The sequence below is a fragment of the Streptomyces sp. NPDC005202 genome, from assembly GCF_040608235.1.
GTDB lineage: Bacteria > Actinomycetota > Actinomycetes > Streptomycetales > Streptomycetaceae > Streptomyces.
The window spans coordinates 37545-53667 of record NZ_JBEXHW010000017.1 but is presented as its reverse complement, the minus strand read 5'-3'; the positions used below and the strand labels follow the sequence as shown (position 1 = coordinate 53667).

Below are 16123 nucleotides of genomic sequence, written 5' to 3'. Positions count from 1 at the left end.
GTCAACTACGACACATCGTGACCGGGCCCGGCCCCTTGCCCCACGCCATTCGGACGTCAACTACGACACATCAGACGGTCACAGCAGCCCGTCCCACATCTGCTCCAGCAGCACCGACCACCAGCTCTCGGGCGAACCGAGAGCCGCCGGGTCGAGGGCGGCGAGCTGGGCCTGGAAGTCGACGGTCCAGCGGCCCGCCTGCTCCTGATTCAGGCCGAAACGAAGACGCCACATCCGGCCCAGGAGAGCCAGGCAGCGCGCGAACTCCGGCAGACCGGTGTTCACGAACTGCGGCGGTACGGACGTACCGCCCGGCCCCGCCTCCACGGGCACGGCAACGATGTTCGCCGTGCCGTACTGGACGCAGATCGCCTTGCCGAAGTCACTGCCCATGACGAGGTACGAGCCCGCGTCCGGCGCCGGCTGCACCCCGCGCTCGGCCGCCAGCTCCGCCAGCGTCGGCACCGGCCGCCCCGGCTGGGCCTGCGCCCAGAAGAACGGCCCCATGTCCACCGGCAGGCCCGCCACCACCAGCGTGTGCGCCACGACCGGCGGCACGCCCTGCCGGGAGACCGCCGCCTGCTCGAACCGGAAGACCCCCGGCCCGAACGCGCCCGCCAGCTCCTGCGCGATGCCCTCCGGCGGAATCGGCGGCGCGGGCTGCACCGGCGGAATCGGCGCCCGCACCGGGCCGGGCCGCGCGGGGCCGTCGGCCACCTGATGCAACTCGCCCTGGTGGGCCAGCAGTTGCTGCATGCCCTGCTGTCGGCTCGCATGGTCCGTGCCGTACGGAGCGATGGACGTGATCCGAGCCTGCGGCCACTGCTCGCGGATCATCCGCGCGCAGTACGCGCCCGGCAGCTCGCACGACTCCAGCTCCGTGTGCAGCTCCAGGACCTGATCCGGCGGCACGTTCATGGCGCGCAGCTCGTGGAAGATCTGCCACTCCGGGTGCGGCGTGCCCGGCGCCGAACGCCGGATCAGCTGCTGCTCGGAGCCGTCCTGCGCGCGGTAGCGCAGCACGGCCTGGTAACCCGGGCCGACCGTCGGCTGCCCCTGCTGCGGATAGCCGTACGCCGGGGGCTGCTGCCCCGGTACGGCCTGACCGGGCACAGGCGGCTGACCGGGCACGGGCGGCTGACCGGGTACGGGCTGACCGGGCGGCGGCATCGCGCCGGGCGGCATCGGCTGCGGTGCGCCCGGGGGCATGCCCGGGGCGCCCGGAGCGGCGGGCACGCCGGGAGCACCCGGGACACCGGGAGCGCCCGGGGCCTGCGGCGGCGGAGGTGTGCCGGGTGCGCCCGACTGGGGGGTGGCCAGCATGGTCGCCGCGTGGTGCACGGCGCCCTGAGCGCCCCCCGAGGCGCCGGGCGCACCAGGGGCACCCGGCGGCTGCGGTGCGCCGGGAGCACCCGGAACGCCGGGCGGCTTGGGAGCACCCGGAGCACCCGGAGCACCAGGCGGACCCGGCGGCCGCGGCGCACCCCCGCCGACCTGGTGGGGATCGGCGAGCATCGTGGCGGCGTGGTGGACGCCGCCCGGAGGCGTACCGCCGGGCGTGTTCGGCGCACCCGGGGTCCCTGGAGTACCGGGCGGCTGCGGCGCGCCCGGACCGGCCGGCGGCTGCGGGCCGCCCGCGGCACCGCCGGGCCCCTCGGGACCGAGGGACGACACGAGCTGCGTGGGCACGTACCCGCCCGCCGGGGCACCCGGCGCACCGGGCCCGGAGGGTGCGGGCACCCCGCCCGGCCGCGCCCCCGGCGTCCCGGGGGCGCCCGGCGGAGGCGGCGTGGTCGGCCCGCCGCCCCGCCCACGGCGCGGCGGAGGCGCGGCCTTGCTCGTCGCGGCATCGGCGATGTCCCCGGCGTTCGGCGCAAGCGGCCGCCCCGGACCGCCCGGCCCGGCCGGCGGCTGCGGGCCGCCCGCGGCGCCGCCGGGCCCCTGCGGGTAGCCGTAACCGGGCCCACCGGGCGGCGGAGGCGTGCCCTGCGGACCGCCCGGAGGCGGACTGCTCGGCACACCCGGCGTACCCGGAGCACCCGGGACCGGCGGCGGAGGCGGTGTGCCCGGGGCCGCCAGGGCACCCGGACCCTGCGGATAGCCGTACGACGCCCCGCCCGGCGGCGGAGGCGGTGGCGTGCTGCCCTGCGCTGCGCCAGGCGCACCCGGTGCACTCGGCGCACCAGGCACACCCGGCATCCCGGGCGCCCCCGGCGCACCACCGGAGGACGGCGAAGTACCCGGCGCACCAGGCGCGTTGGAGCCGTCGAGCGCCGGTGCCAGCGCCGTGCACGGGAGTTGGCTGCCGCCCGCCATCCGCGCCGTCTTCGCATCCGGCGCGGCGGCAGGCGGCGGAGTGTTGTCGGCGGAGTCACTCAGCGGCGGCGCGAACACGGTCTCGGGCAACGGCACGGAACGGTCGTCACCGGCATCCCCGTTGGTGTCCGTCCCGGCCCACGGGGTCGCCCCGGCAGGCGCACCCTGCACACCGGGCGTACCCGGCGCACCGGCGCTCACGCCCGCGCCGGCTTCCGCGTCCGCGCCCGCGCCCGCGCCCGCGGACGCACCCCCCGGCACACCGGCCTGTGTCTCCGGAAGCGACCCGCCCCCGGCCGACACCGCACCGGCCGCAGCGGCAGCCGCCGCCGAACCCCCGGACGAAGCAGCAGCCCCACCGGCCCCGGAAGCTCCCCTCCGGTCCGGAATCCCCAGCTTGTCCGCCGCCTCCTGCAACCACTCCGGCGGACTCAGCAAGAACGACGTCTGATTCAGATCCACGCGCGCCCCAGCCGCCGGTGACGGCTCCGCGGGCGCGTCCGGACGGCCGTACTCCTCCTCGTACCGGCGGATCACCTCACCCACCGGCAGAGAAGGCCACAGCGTCGCCTCCCCGCTGTCCCTCGCGATCACCAGCCGCTGCGCGCCCCCGTCCGCACGCGGCCCGTCCGGACGGTCCTCCGCCCACACCACGAAGCCGAGTTCGAACTCCCGCACCCGCACCTCACGGTGCTGGTACGACGGCACATCCCCGTTGATCCACTCTTCCGCGCGCTCCTGCGCCTGCGCGAACGTCACCATCGCTCAGCTCACTCCCCCACCGACGACACGGAAGAGACGGGAACGGCGTGTGCGAAACCGCCGTCCACCATCAGGTTCGCCACCGTCTCCAACTCCGGCGGAGAGCCCGCCAGCCGGGACAGGAACGCGTCGAAGTCCTCACCGCACGGCAGCAGCAGCCGCTCCACCCGCTCCGCCTGCGTCCACGCCGGATCCACGTCCCGCGCGTCGTCGTACGCGCAGAACCACACCGAACCGATCCGGTCGCCCTTCACCTTCACGGCCAGCAGCCCGCCCTGCACGAAACCGACCCCCAGGTAGTCCTTCGTCAGATGGTCCCGCAGGCACTTGTTGATGTAGACCAGGTCGTTGACCGCCGCCTCCTCCCGCACCGTGAAGAACGGCTGGTCGATCAGCAGCCCCAACTCTGCATCCAGCGCGGTGCCGACGGGCGCACAGCCACCCGCCGCCTTCAGGAACGACCGGTACGCACCCGGCAGCCGGTACCCCAGGTCCTCCTCGACCCCCTGCACCTGCTGCTCCGACACCGCCACACCCGACTTCGGCAGCCCGAAGTGCGCCGGCCGCGTCTCCTGCAACGGCCGCGTGCCGCGCTTGGTCTGGTCGACGTTCGCGGTCGCGATCCCGCCGTGGTGGCGCAGCAGCGCCTTCACCTCGACCGGGATCAACTCCAGGCGCCGGCTGAACGGCACGTGATGCCACGTCCAGCCGTGCGGAGTCGCCACGTTCGGCACCGTGTCCCACAGGTCGTGGCCCGACGCCGCGAGCGCCGCGTTCGCCGAGACGTAGTCCGTGAGCCGCAACTCGTCGACGCCGAAGCCCTCCGGCGGCTCGGCGATCTCCGCCACCGCCCGCGCATACGGCGAGAAGTCGGGGTAGCCGCGCTCGTCCACCCGCACCCCTCTCGGGTGACGGGCGGCCCGGACCGGGTCCGGAAAGTGCACGACCTGCCCGGCGTAGGCCGCGTTCGGCGGCGCGGCTTGTCCCCCAGCCTGGCGGCCGGGTGGTACCCCCAGCCCGAGCCGACCTGTCGTCATGGCGGTTGCCCCCTGCGGCACTCTGTACGACCCGCGGCGACCGGTTTCCTGCTCCGGCTCACCAAGGCCCGTATCGACTACTTCTCTCCAACGCATTGACCGCACGCATCGCGGTGCCGACAGCCTATGCGGTACGACGACACCGGTCACCGGCCCTCCACTTCCGTGACCAGGCGTCACCCCGCCGTGACGGACCAACCCGACCCGGGCGTGTCGCACCGCCCCAGCTTCCGCACCAGCCACGGCATTTGGCACTCTGTGTCCTTCGGGGGGGATGCTCGGGAGGGATGATGATCATGAGCGCGACGCAGACAGGACCGCACACCAGCGGGTCCGGCGACCCGAGGATCGGCTGGAGCAGCACCGAGACGCCGCACGCACCCACCCTCCGTCACCGCCGCGACGGCATACTCCCCACCGTCGCCGCCGCCCTGTCCGTCCGCGGTGCCACCCTCACCGGGACCGCCGCCCGCGGCGACCAGCCCCCGGCGCTGCACCCCCTCGTCCAGGACTTCCTCGACACCCTCACCAGCGCCCAGCGCGACCGCTTCACCGGCCGCTGCGCGGAAACCATCCTCATCTCCCGGCACATCGCCGCCGCCGACGCCGCCCGCAGCAAACGCGCCTCCCGCAAACCCATGACCAACGGCGAAGCCCGCAAAGCCCTCAAACAGGCCAAGCTCACCGCCCGCCGCATCCGCGAGGACGGCGACCCCCTCCACGGCAGCTTCGCCGCACCCTGCCGCGCCTGCACCGCGCTCAGCGCCCACTTCGGCGTCCGCATCGTCGACCCGACGGCCACCGACGACTGACCGGGCAGACTGCGCAAAATCCCCCAACTCAGCACGACCCACCACCGCACGACCCACCACCGCAGGCCCACCACCGCAGGCCCACCACTGCACGACTCGCTACCGCACGAGCACCGCTCCACGCACCACGGCGGCCACCACCGGCCCCGCGACCTCGACGACCTCGACGACCTCGACGAACGAAGGGCAGATGCACGCCGACCGCTCCTCCACCACACGCTTCGCCGTACCCGTCGACGCCGCCCTGCGCGCCGCCGGCTGGCAACCCGGACGCTGGGACATAAAGCAGGCCGAGGTCTGGGCCGACACCCTCCGCGACCACGTCTCCCCCGCCGGACACCGCCACGCCGTCTTCCCGGCCGCCGTCGAGGCCTGGGCCGAGTTCGGCGGGCTGCACATCACCCCCACCGGCCCCGGCCGCCAGATCGCCCCCGCGACCCTCCACCTCGACCCGCTGCACGGCCTCCACATGGCCCGCACCCTCGGCGACCTCGGCCGCGCCCTCGACACCGAGGTCTGCCCCCTCGGCGCCGAGACCGACACCCAGTCCCTGCTCGCCATCGACACCGAAGGCCGCGTCTACGCCCTCGACCACACCGGCGACTGGTACCTCGGCCCCGACATCGACCAGGCCCTGTCCGCACTGATCTCGGGCATTGAGCCGGTACGCCTGACAGCAGGCTGAACGAACGCCGACCGACACGGCTGACAGCGGACTGAACGGGCGCGGCTGAGCGGACTGAACGGGCGCGGAAAAAACCGAAAGAAAGGACCGGCGCCACCGCTACGACGCCGGAATCACCGCCGACACCCGGAAACCCCCCTCCTCCGTCGGCCCCGACACGAACACGCCGCCCAGTGCCACGACCCGCTCCCTCATCCCGAGCAGACCGTTCCCGCCGGACGGCAACCGCGCCGCCGACGCCGACGCCGGCTCCGGCGGCGGCTCGTTCTCCACCTGCATCGCGATCTCCGACCCCCGGTGTGCCAGCCGCACGTGCGTCTTCGCCCCCGCCGCGTGCTTGTGGACGTTGGTCAACGCCTCCTGCACGACGCGGTACGCGGTCTGCTCGATCTCCGCCGCATACGACCGCGGCTCGCCCTCGACCGACAGATCCACGGCCATCCCCGCGGCCGCCGACTGCCCGATCAACTCGTCCAGTTCCGACAGACAGGGCCCCTCGGCCGCGAACCCCTCGTCGCCGGCGACCCGGGAGGCCGCGGCGGCCGCAGCCGCCCTCACCGCGGCGAGCGGCACCGACGACGACTCACGCCGCTCCTGCCCCTCCGAGCTGCGCAGCACCCCGAGCATCTCCCGCAACTCGGTCAACGCCTGCCGCCCCATGTCCCCGACCAGGGCCGCGTTCTTGACGGCCTTCTCGGGATCCTTCCGCGCCACGGCCTGCAGCGCGGCGGCATGCACGACCATCAGACTCACCCGATGCGCGACGACGTCGTGCATCTCCCGCGCGATCCGGGTCCGCTCCTCGTTACGAGCCCACTCGGCCCGCTCCTCCGCCCGCTCGGCGAGCAGCTGCAACTCCCGCTCGAGACTGTCGGCCCGCTCCCGCAGGCTCTCCATGAGCCGCCGCCGGGCCCCGACATACAACCCCAGGAGAACAGGAGGCGCAGTCAGCCCGAGCGAGGTGGTGACGGCAGCAAAGGGAACGAACCAGTCCCCAAGGGTCAAATCCCCCCGCGCCATGTCCTGACGCACCCGCACGAACGTCACGATCATCGTGCCGACCAGCGACATCCCGGCCAGCGCCACGATGATCCGGCGCGGCAACTCCGCCGCCGCGAGCGTGTACAGGCCGACGATGCCCATCAGGAAGCCCATCTGGGCAGGCGTGATGGCGATCGCCACGAGCACGACGGCAATCGGCCACCGACGCCGGATGAGCAGCATGGAACCGGCCAGCAAACCGAACACGATCCCCACGGACGCCGGAAGCCCCGCGTCCCGGGCGAACGGGATCCCCTCCGCCCCACACTCCAGCGCGGACACCAGCGCGAGGCTCCCGTCGAGCACCGCACTGCGCCACCGCACCCACCACCACGGCCCGGTTACGGCCGCCTCGTGCTCTTCCCCCGTCGTGGTCACACCTCCAGCCTACGGAAGGCGGCCCCGGCTTTTCCGGCGAGTTTCCGGTACTGGCCTACACCACACTCCGTAATCGAATAACAGCAAAACCAGCCCATATCCCTCGAACTGCTGAACCAGACCCTGTTCGACCCCGGAACCCACCATTCCGCCCGGACGGTATGCCCATGGCACATTCCACGAACAACTACGCGGACTTCGAGGGCCTCCGGGAGCGGGCGGTGGCGCTGCGACGGGCGGGGTACAGCCTTCGTCAGATCCGCGACGAGCTGAAGATCTTCAACAACGACATCCTCAACCAACTGGTAAAGGGCGAACCGCCACCAGCATGGATGAAACGCCCGCGCGCAAAGGACGACCTCCGAGCAAGGGCACGGGAGCTGCGGCTCCAGGGCTGGACGTACGACCAGATCGAAGCGGAGCTGGGCTGTTCGCGAAGCTCCGTGTCGCTGTGGGTTCGGAACCTGCCGAAGCCCGAGCGCCGCGACCCGACGGAACAGGCGAAGCTGGCAGCGCGGAAGAGGTGGGAGCACGAGCTGGCGGTTCGGGACGAGGAACGGCGGCGGACCAAGGCGGCCGCCGTGCGTGAGATCGGCGCGATGACCGCCCGCGAGCTGTTCATGACCGGCGCCGCACTCTATTGGGCCGAGGGAGCCAAGGACAAGCCGTACGCGAGGCGCGAGACCGTGCAAAGACCGTGCAAATTCGTGAACAGCGACCCCGACGTAATTCGGATCTACCTGGCCTGGCTCGATCTGCTCGGCGTGGAACGCGAACGCCTGCGGTACCGGGCGTTGATCCACATGACGGCTGACGTCGAGGGCGCCGAGCGATACTGGGCCGACCTGGTCGGTGTCGACGTCTCCACGCTCCAGAGGACGACCATCAAACGGCACAACCCAAGACCGTCCACAAGAAGGTTGGTGAGAACTACCGGGGCTGTCTCGTGATCTGCGTCTTGCAAGGCGCGGACCTGTACCGCCGCATCGAGGGCTGGTGGACAGGAATGGTGGATGCGGTCTCCGGGATCACGGCACCCCTGTCCTCAGGTAAGGTCTGAGGCATCCATCCGCCATGGGGTAACTGGTAGCCCGCGGGCCTTTGAAGCCCTGTAGTGCTGGTTCGAATCCAGCTGGCGGAGCTGCCCGGTTCGGGTCCTGACCTAAAGCGGGTCAGGGCCCGCTCTCATCTCCCCCACGAAACGCCCCGGTATCCTGCGGATGTCCGTCCCCCACTCATCCAAAGCCGAAGGGCAACTCCGTGAGCGCCATTCGCCCGGCAGCCGTCGTCGTTCTCGCAGCGGGTGAGGGCACCCGTATGAAGTCGGCCACACCCAAGGTCCTGCACGAGATCTGTGGCCGTTCCCTGGTTGGTCATGTGCTCGCCGCCGCGCGCGAGTTGGAGCCCGAGAATCTCGTCGTCGTGGTCGGGCACGCCCGGGAGAAGGTCATCGCGCATCTCGCCGAGGTCGACTCCCGGGTCCGCACCGCCGTGCAGGAGAAGCAGAAGGGGACGGGGCACGCCGTCCGTATGGCGTTGGAGGAGCTCGGCGGGACCGTCGACGGGACCGTGGTCGTCGTCTGTGGCGACACTCCTCTCCTGACCGGCGTGACGCTCCAGCGTCTCGCTGCCACCCACCACGAGGACGGCAACGCCGTCACCGTGCTCACCGCGCAGGTGCCGGACGCGACCGGGTATGGCCGGATCGTCCGCGACGGTGCCTCCGGTGCTGTGACCGCGATCGTCGAGCACAAGGACGCGACCGAGTCGCAGCGTGCGATCCGGGAGATCAATTCCGGGGTGTTTGCGTTCGACGGGCAGTTGCTCGCCGACGCGCTCGGGAAGGTGCGGACGGACAACAGCCAGGGTGAGGAGTATCTCACCGACGTCCTCGGCATTCTGCGCGAGGCCGGTCACCGCGTGGGCGCCTGTGTGGCCGCCGATCACCGTGAGATCGCCGGGATCAACAACCGGGTGCAGCTCGCCGAGGCGCGCCGCATTCTCAACGACCGGCTGCTGACGCAGGCGATGCTGGCCGGTGTGACGGTCGTCGACCCGGCGACGACGTGGGTCGATGTCACGGTGACGTTCGAGCAGGATGTGACCGTGCATCCGGGGACGCAGTTGCACGGGACGACCCATCTGGGCGAGGGCTCGGAGGTGGGACCCAACAGCAGGCTGACGAACACGCGGGTCGGTGCGGGTGCGCGCGTCGACAACACGGTCTCCGACGGTGCCGTGGTGGGTCCGCAGGCGTCCGTGGGTCCGTACGCGTATCTCCGGCCGGGCACGCGTCTGGGGCTGAAGTCCAAGGTGGGTACGTACGTCGAGACGAAGAACGCCTCGATCGGCGAGGGGACGAAGGTGCCGCACCTGTCCTATGTCGGTGACGCGACGATCGGTGAGTACACGAACATCGGGGCCGCGAGCGTGTTCGTGAATTATGACGGGCAGGACAAGCATCACACCACGGTGGGGTCGCACTGCCGTACCGGTGCGGACAACATGTTTGTGGCTCCTGTCACGATCGGGGATGGTGCGTACACCGCCGCCGGCTCCGTGATCACGAAGAATGTGCCGCCGGGTTCGCTGGCCGTGGCCCGTGGTCAGCAGCGGAATATCGAGGGTTGGGTGACTCGTAAGCGTCCGGGGAGTGCGGCGGCGAAGGCGGCCGAGGCGGCGTCCCGGGGGCCGGAAGGCGAAGCCTGACCGGAAACAGGTGCGTCTGGAACGGCGTACCGTGATAAGTGCACAACCGCACCCCACCAGCTGAGACGGCCTCTCGCGGACGGCTGACGAGGTCCTCTCGACACCAAGCTGCGAAACACCTCTGAGGAGACAGTGCTGTGACCGGGATCAAGACGACCGGCGTGAAGAAGATGATGTTCTTCTCCGGCCGCGCCCACCCCGAGCTTGCCGAGGAGGTCGCCCACCAGCTGGGTGTCGGGGTCGTCCCGACGAAGGCCTTCGACTTCGCCAACGGCGAGATCTATGTGCGGTACCAGGAGTCGGCCCGTGGTGCGGACTGCTTCCTGATCCAGAGCCACACGGCTCCGATCAACAAGTGGATCATGGAGCAGCTGATCATGATCGATGCGCTGAAGCGTGCGTCGGCCCGCTCCATCACGGTCATCGTGCCGTTCTACGGTTACGCGCGGCAGGACAAGAAGCACCGGGGACGTGAACCGATTTCGGCGCGTCTGATCGCGGATCTGATGAAGACGGCGGGTGCCGACCGGATTCTTGCCGTCGATCTGCACACGGACCAGATTCAGGGCTTCTTCGACGGTCCGGTGGATCACCTGTTCGCGCTGCCGCTGCTTGCGGACTATGTGGGCAGCAAGGTGGATCGTTCGAAGCTGACGGTCGTGTCTCCGGACGCGGGCCGGGTGCGGGTGGCGGACCGCTGGTGCGACCGGCTGGGTGCGCCGCTGGCGATCGTGCACAAGCGGCGCGACAAGGATGTGGCGAACCAGGTGACGGTGCACGAGGTCGTCGGTGATGTGAAGGGCCGTATCTGTGTCCTGGTCGACGACATGATCGACACGGGTGGCACGATCTGCGCCGCGGCGGATGCGCTGTTCGCGCATGGTGCGGAGGACGTGATCGTGACGGCGACGCACGGTGTGCTGTCAGGTCCGGCGGCGGATCGGCTGAAGAACTCGAAGGTGAGCGAGTTCGTGTTCACGAACACGCTGCCGACGCCGGGTGAGCTGGAGCTGGACAAGATCACGGTGCTGTCGATCGCGCCGACGATCGCGAGCGCGGTGCGTGAGGTGTTCGAGGACGGTTCGGTGACGAGCCTGTTCGACGAGCAGTAAGGGCCGGCGCCGAAGATCGTTTTGAGTGCGGCCTCCCCCTCCGAGTAGACTGCTGCAGTTGCTCGGCGAGGGAGGCCGTACTCGTTCTTCGGTACGGCGGTCCGTAATCGACGCGCTCTTCGTAGCAGGCCGTTCGTGTGGCCGGGTGACCCCGACCGTTTTTCCTACGTACTTCTACGAGGAGTGAGAGATGTCCGAGGTGAAGCTCACCGCCGAGACGCGCACCGAGTTCGGCAAGGGTGCCGCGCGTCGTATCCGCCGTGACAACAAGGTTCCGGGCGTGCTGTACGGGCACGGCTCCGACCCGCTGCACCTGACCCTGCCGGGCCACGACCTGCTGCTGGCCCTGCGTACGCCGAATGTCCTGATCTCCCTGGACATCGACGGCAAGACCAATGAGCTGGCGATTCCGAAGGCCGTGCAGCGCGACCCGCTGAAGGGCTTCCTGGAGCACGTCGACCTGCTGCTGGTGAAGCGCGGTGAGAAGGTCACCGTCGAGGTTCCGGTGCACACCGAGGGTGAGCTGGCCCCGGGCGGCAACCTGCTGGAGCACGTGCTGAACGCGCTGCCGGTCGAGGCGGAGGCCACGCACATTCCCGAGGCCGTCACGGTCTCCGTCGAGGGTCTGGAGGCCGGTGCCTCGATCCACGCCAAGGACATTCCGCTGCCGAACGGTGTGACGCTGGCCGTCGAGGAGGACGCGGTGGTCCTGCAGGTTCTCGCCGCCCAGGTGGAGGAGGCTCCGGAGGGCGAGGAGACCGAGGGCGAAGAGGCCGCCGAGGCCTGAGCCTGATCGTCGTCGTTTCGTCAGCCGCTGTTCCCGGTGGGGGCAGCGGCTGGCGCGTATCAAGGAGATGTGGACGTGACCACCGCCGCCAACGCCCCCTGGCTTGTTGTCGGGCTCGGTAATCCCGGGCCGGAGTACGCCATGAACCGGCACAATGTCGGGTTCATGGTGGTGGATCTGCTGGCTGAGCGGATCGGGGGGAAGTTCAAGCGGGCGCAGAAGGCGCAGGCGCAGGTGGTGGAGGGCCGGATCGGGCCGCCGGGGCCGGCGAACCGGCGGGTGATCCTGGCGAAGCCGATGTCGTACATGAACCTGTCGGGCGGCCCGGTGAACGCGCTGCGGGACTTCTACAAGGTGCCGGTGGCGAACATCGTCGCCGTGCACGACGAGCTCGACATCGACTACGGCATGCTGCGGCTGAAGCTGGGCGGTGGCGACAACGGTCACAACGGTCTGAAGTCGATGACGAAGGCGATGGGTTCGGACTATCACCGGGTGCGGTTCGGGATCGGGCGTCCGCCGGGCCGGATGCCGGTGGCGGACTTTGTGCTGAAGGACTTCTCGTCGGCGGAGCGCAAGGAATTGGACTACTTGGTGGACCGGGCGGCGGATGCGGTGGAGTGTCTGGTGATCGAGGGTCTTCAGCGGGCGCAAAGCTCGTACAACTCCTGACTTGTCCCCCATGGGAGTTGACCGGGCGTGGGGGTATGGCCAATGATCCCCGCCATGCCTGCCACAGCCACCCGCTCCCGCCAGGCCTCGTACGCCGCGCTCCGGTTGGGGCGGGCCGCGGCGATGGGTACGGTCGCGGCGCTGATCCTGATCGCGGGTGTGTGGGCGTCCTGGGGCACCGCGCAGCACGTGATGCTGACCAAGGGCCGGGAGAGCGGCACGATCGAGGTGACGCGGTGCGGCGACGACACGTGCAGTGGGCCGTACACGCCGATCTCCCAGGGGTCGACGGGCCGCGCCCGGGTGGTCATCGCCCACACGGTCGCCGTGCGGAAGGGCCGGAGGTACACCGTCATCGTGAAGCCGGGCACGGACGAGGTCGTGCGCTCCGGTCCCGCCGGGATCCTGTTCGCGTGGGTCCCGCTGGGCGGCGCCCTGCTGCTGGCGTCGGTCGTGGTGGCGGGCGGGCTGCGGCTGACGCGGGCGGCGTGGGTGCTGGCGGGGTCGGGGTTCGCGCTGCTGACGGCTGCCTTCCTGGCGCTTTGAGCCGGTCCGGGCGACCTGCGCGGGCTGCGCGTGCGGTCGGCAGTTGAGCCGCCCCCTCCGCAAGGGGTTCTGGACGGACTGCGCGGAGCGGGGTGGTGCACGCCGACGTGCTCCGGCTCGCCGGCCGCGTCTCCTTTCCGCCTCCGCCTCTCCGACCGCCGGCGCGACCGGTGGCAGGAAACGCGCGGCCGGCGGCAGGAAACGAGGGTGCCCCCGGGCTCCGTACGAGCCGGGGGGCACCCTTGTCCGTGTCCGTGCGGTCAGCCGGTCAGCCGGTGTTGCGCAGGCCGGCCGCCACGCCGTTGACCGTGAGCAGCAGGGCCCGCGACAGCAGCGGTTCGGGTTCCTCGCCCGCGGCCGCCGCGTCCCGCTGCCGCTTCAGCAGGGTGACCTGGAGGTAGGAGATCGGGTCGAGGTAGGCGTCGCGGATGGCGAAGGTCTGCTTCAGCACCGGCTGGGCGTCGAGCAGTTCCTTCTCGCCGGTCACGCGGAGTACCTCGCGCAGGGTGAGCTCGTGCTCGGCCTTGATGGTGTCGAAGATGTGCTTGAGGTTGTCCGGGACGAGCGTGTCGACGTAGTGCTGGGCGATCCTGAGGTCGGTCTTCGCGAGCGTCATCTCGACGTTGGAGATGAAGTTGCGGAAGAAGTGCCACTGCTGGTGCATTTCGTCGAGCACGGTGTCGAGGCCGGCCTCGCGCAGGGCCTTCAGCCCGGAGCCGACGCCGAACCAGCCGGGCACGATCTGCCGGGACTGGGTCCAGCCGAACACCCAGGGGATCGCGCGCAGGCCGTCCAGGCCGGCGCCGGAGTCCGGGCGCCGGGAGGGGCGGGAGCCCAGGTGCAGGTCGGCGAGCTGGTCCACGGGGGTGGAGGCGAAGAAGTACGCCGGCAGGTCCGGGTCCTCCACCAGCTTGCGGTAGGCCGCGTGGGCGGCGTCCGACACCACGTCCATCGCCGCGTCCCAGCGGGCCAGTGCCTCCCCCGACTGGCGGGGGGCGGTGTGCAGGGCGGAGGCCTGGAGGGTGGCGGCGACCGTCAGTTCCAGGTTCTCCCGGGCCAGGGACGGGATGAGGTACTTGTCGGAGATGACCTCGCCCTGTTCGGTCACCTTGATCTCGCCCTCGAGGGTGCCCCAGGGCTGGGCGAGGATCGCGTCGTGGGTGGGGCCGCCGCCGCGGCCGACGGTGCCGCCGCGGCCGTGGAAGAGGCGCAGGCGGACGCCGTAGCGGTGGGCGACGTCGCGGAGGCGGCGCTGGGCGCGGTGGATCTCCCACTGGGAGGTGGTGATGCCGCCGAACTTGGAGGAGTCGGAGTAGCCGAGCATGACCTCCTGCACGTCGCCGCGCAGGGCGACCAGCCTGCGGTACGACGGGTCGGCGAGCATGTCCTCCAGGATCGTGTCGGCCGCCTTGAGCTCGTCGGTGGTCTCCAGCAGCGGCACGATGCCGATCTTGGCCCAGCCGGCGTGCAGGTCGATCAGGCCGGCCTCGCGGGCCAGGACGGCGGCGGCGAAGACGTCGTCGGCGCCCTGGCACATGGAGATGATGTACGACTCGATGACCTCGGGTCCGAAGACCTCCAGGGCCCGCTTGACCGTCTCGAAGACGCCGAGGGTCTTGGCGCCGGCCTCGTCGACCGGGGCGGGGGTGGGGGCGAGCGGCCTTCTGGAGCGCAGTTCCTTCGCGAGCAGCTTGGCGCGGTACTCGCGGGGCATGTCGGCGTAGCGCCAGGACTCCTCACCGAGCCGGTCGAAGAGCTGCCCGAGGGCGTGGTGGTGGGCGTCCGCGTGTTCGCGTACGTCCATGGTGGCCAGTTGCAGGCCGAAAGCCGCCAGGGTGCGGATGGTGCGGTTGAGGCGGCCGTCGGCGAAGAGGCCGCCGCGGTGCTCACGCAGGGAGGTCTGGATGATCCTCAGGTCGTGCAGCAGTTCGGAGGTGCCGAGGTAGTCGCGGCCGGGCTCGTGCGGGGTGCCCTTGGCGAGGCGCTGCTTGGTGTTGACGAGCTTCTGCCGGATGCAGGTGGCCTTGAGCCGGTAGGGCTCCTCGGCGTTGAGCCGCTTGTAGCGGGGGCTGATCTCGGGCAGCCGTTCGAGGTCGGTCTGCAGGGACGTCAGGAGCTCGTCGGTGGCGCCGGTGTAGCGGATCGAGTTCGACAGGAAGCCGCGCAGCTCGTCGATCATGTCGAGCGCATCGTTGATGCCGTGCTCGTGCTGGAGGATCAGCACTTCCCAGGTGACCTCGGGGGTCACGTTGGGGTTGCCGTCGCGGTCGCCGCCGATCCAGGTGCCGAAGGTCAGGGGGCGGGTGTCGTCGGGCAGCTTGACGCCGACCCGCTCCAGCTCGGCGGTGAGGTCCTCCAGGACGTCGCCGACGGCGCCGGCGTGGAGTTCGTCGAGGTAGTAGATCGCGTTGCGGGCCTCGTCGGCGGGCTCGGGGCGCACGACGCGGAGTTCGTCGGTCTGCCAGACGAGGTCGATGTTCTCCGCGAGGCGGGTGTCGATGCGGCGGCGGTCGGCCTCGATGACGGGGGTCTCCAGGAGCGCGGCGATGCGCCGGAGCTTGTTGAGGACCGACCGGCGCGCGGCCTCGGTGGGGTGTGCCGTGAACACCGGGCGGACGTTGAGGTGCTCGACCGTCTGGCGCAGGTGTTCGGGGTCGGCGTCCTTGAGGCGGTCGGCCGTGCGGGAGAGCACGCCGCCCTCGGCGGCGCGCTTGGCGCGCAGTTCGCGGCCGCGGTGGACCTGCTCGGTGACGTTGGCCAGGTGGAAGTAGGTGGAGAAGGCGCGGACCAGCTTGGCCGCGGTCTGAAGTTCGGTGCCGCGTAGCAGCTCGGCGGCGGCCTCGCCGTCCTCTCGGGTGAGGCGGCGGACCTTCTCGACCAGGTCGAGGAGCTCGGGGCCTTCCTGCCGGACGAGGGTCTCACCGAGGAGGTCACCCAGTCGGCGGATGTCGGCGCGCAGCTCGCTGCTGGTCGTCGTCTGGTCGTCGGCACTGCTCACAGGTGCGGCTCCTTGCAGTGTTGAAGCTCGTCCGGGAGGGAACCCGGTTGTCACCCGCGCGGCGGGGGCCGCCGCATAGCGGCGGGGCATCCGGGAAGAAATCAGAGCGGACCGCGCTGTCCGACCGATTCCAAGGATAGGTGTCGGGCGGGACGCGCAGGCTCACGGGCTCTTGCCGCGGGGCGACGCACTGCCATACTTACGACGCCGTAGGTTACGGAACCGTAGGGAGCTGAACGGTTCCCGCAGCCTCCGACACCTGTCTCAT

The 16123-nt window shown here is 70.8% G+C and carries 11 protein-coding genes, 1 tRNA gene and 1 pseudogene; 9 read left to right on the top strand and 4 right to left on the bottom strand.

The window, feature by feature from the left end; translation table 11 throughout:
* Positions 1-78: 78 nt before the first annotated feature.
* The gene (locus tag ABZV31_RS23325; RefSeq protein WP_355897027.1) at positions 79-3078 is read right to left on the bottom strand and encodes an SUKH-4 family immunity protein; all 3000 of its coding nucleotides are present in this window, start codon (positions 3076-3078) and stop codon (positions 79-81) included.
* An 8-nt stretch (positions 3079-3086) separates the two neighbouring features.
* Positions 3087-4115: an SMI1/KNR4 family protein gene (locus ABZV31_RS23320; protein ID WP_355897024.1), complete on the bottom strand. Its 1029-nt coding sequence runs from the start codon at positions 4113-4115 to the stop codon at positions 3087-3089.
* 287 nt (positions 4116-4402) lie between these two features.
* Here ABZV31_RS23320 and ABZV31_RS23315 point away from each other — a divergent pair, with 287 nt between their 5' ends.
* Positions 4403-4927 (top strand): YwqJ-related putative deaminase, encoded by a 525-nt coding sequence (locus ABZV31_RS23315; RefSeq protein WP_355897021.1) that lies wholly within the window; start codon positions 4403-4405, stop codon positions 4925-4927.
* A gap of 190 nt (positions 4928-5117) precedes the next feature.
* Positions 5118-5612, top strand: coding sequence for an SUKH-3 domain-containing protein (locus ABZV31_RS23310; protein WP_355897018.1), 495 nt, complete (start codon positions 5118-5120; stop codon positions 5610-5612).
* Positions 5613-5711: 99 nt separating this feature from the next.
* Here ABZV31_RS23310 and ABZV31_RS23305 read toward each other — a convergent pair whose 3' ends face one another.
* A complete protein-coding gene (locus tag ABZV31_RS23305) occupies positions 5712-7031 on the bottom strand; it encodes a histidine kinase (protein ID WP_355897015.1) in 1320 nt (439 codons plus the stop codon).
* Between the two features lie 167 nt (positions 7032-7198).
* On the opposite strand from ABZV31_RS23305, the pseudogene ABZV31_RS23300 reads away from it, so the two are divergent.
* From ABZV31_RS23300 to ABZV31_RS23270, 7 genes and pseudogenes are all read left to right on the top strand, one after another.
* Positions 7199-8091: pseudogene (locus ABZV31_RS23300) on the top strand (helix-turn-helix domain-containing protein).
* Positions 8092-8099: 8 nt separating this feature from the next.
* Positions 8100-8172: transfer RNA gene (locus ABZV31_RS23295), tRNA-Gln, on the top strand.
* Between the two features lie 119 nt (positions 8173-8291).
* Complete coding sequence (gene glmU / locus ABZV31_RS23290; protein ID WP_355897012.1) at positions 8292-9740, top strand: bifunctional UDP-N-acetylglucosamine diphosphorylase/glucosamine-1-phosphate N-acetyltransferase GlmU; 1449 nt, start codon at positions 8292-8294, stop codon at positions 9738-9740.
* 137 nt (positions 9741-9877) lie between these two features.
* Positions 9878-10852, top strand: a complete 975-nt coding sequence (locus ABZV31_RS23285) for a ribose-phosphate diphosphokinase (protein ID WP_355897009.1) — start codon at positions 9878-9880, stop codon at positions 10850-10852.
* Positions 10853-11042: 190 nt separating this feature from the next.
* Entirely contained in the window at positions 11043-11639 is a 597-nt protein-coding gene (locus tag ABZV31_RS23280) for a 50S ribosomal protein L25/general stress protein Ctc (protein ID WP_355897007.1), read from the top strand.
* A gap of 69 nt (positions 11640-11708) precedes the next feature.
* Positions 11709-12311 (top strand): aminoacyl-tRNA hydrolase, encoded by a 603-nt coding sequence (gene pth / locus ABZV31_RS23275; RefSeq protein WP_355897004.1) that lies wholly within the window; start codon positions 11709-11711, stop codon positions 12309-12311.
* Between the two features lie 42 nt (positions 12312-12353).
* A complete protein-coding gene (locus ABZV31_RS23270; RefSeq protein ID WP_355897001.1) occupies positions 12354-12857 on the top strand; it encodes a hypothetical protein in 504 nt (167 codons plus the stop codon).
* Between the two features lie 268 nt (positions 12858-13125).
* Here ABZV31_RS23270 and ppc read toward each other — a convergent pair whose 3' ends face one another.
* Positions 13126-15855, bottom strand: a complete 2730-nt coding sequence (gene ppc / locus ABZV31_RS23265) for a phosphoenolpyruvate carboxylase (RefSeq protein ID WP_355896998.1) — start codon at positions 15853-15855, stop codon at positions 13126-13128.
* Positions 15856-16123 lie beyond the last annotated feature (268 nt).

What these genes read in the sequence shown, in the direction of transcription:
- ABZV31_RS23320 (WP_355897024.1), bottom strand. Translation starts at nt 4,115, where the DNA reads ATGACGACAGGTCGGCTCGGGCTGGGGGTACCACCCGGCCGCCAGGCT.
- ABZV31_RS23315 (WP_355897021.1), top strand. Translation starts at nt 4,403, where the DNA reads ATGATGATCATGAGCGCGACGCAGACAGGACCGCACACCAGCGGGTCC.
- ABZV31_RS23310 (WP_355897018.1), top strand. Translation starts at nt 5,118, where the DNA reads ATGCACGCCGACCGCTCCTCCACCACACGCTTCGCCGTACCCGTCGAC.
- ABZV31_RS23325 (WP_355897027.1), bottom strand. Translation starts at nt 3,078, where the DNA reads ATGGTGACGTTCGCGCAGGCGCAGGAGCGCGCGGAAGAGTGGATCAAC.
- ABZV31_RS23280 (WP_355897007.1), top strand. Translation starts at nt 11,043, where the DNA reads ATGTCCGAGGTGAAGCTCACCGCCGAGACGCGCACCGAGTTCGGCAAG.
- ABZV31_RS23270 (WP_355897001.1), top strand. Translation starts at nt 12,354, where the DNA reads ATGATCCCCGCCATGCCTGCCACAGCCACCCGCTCCCGCCAGGCCTCG.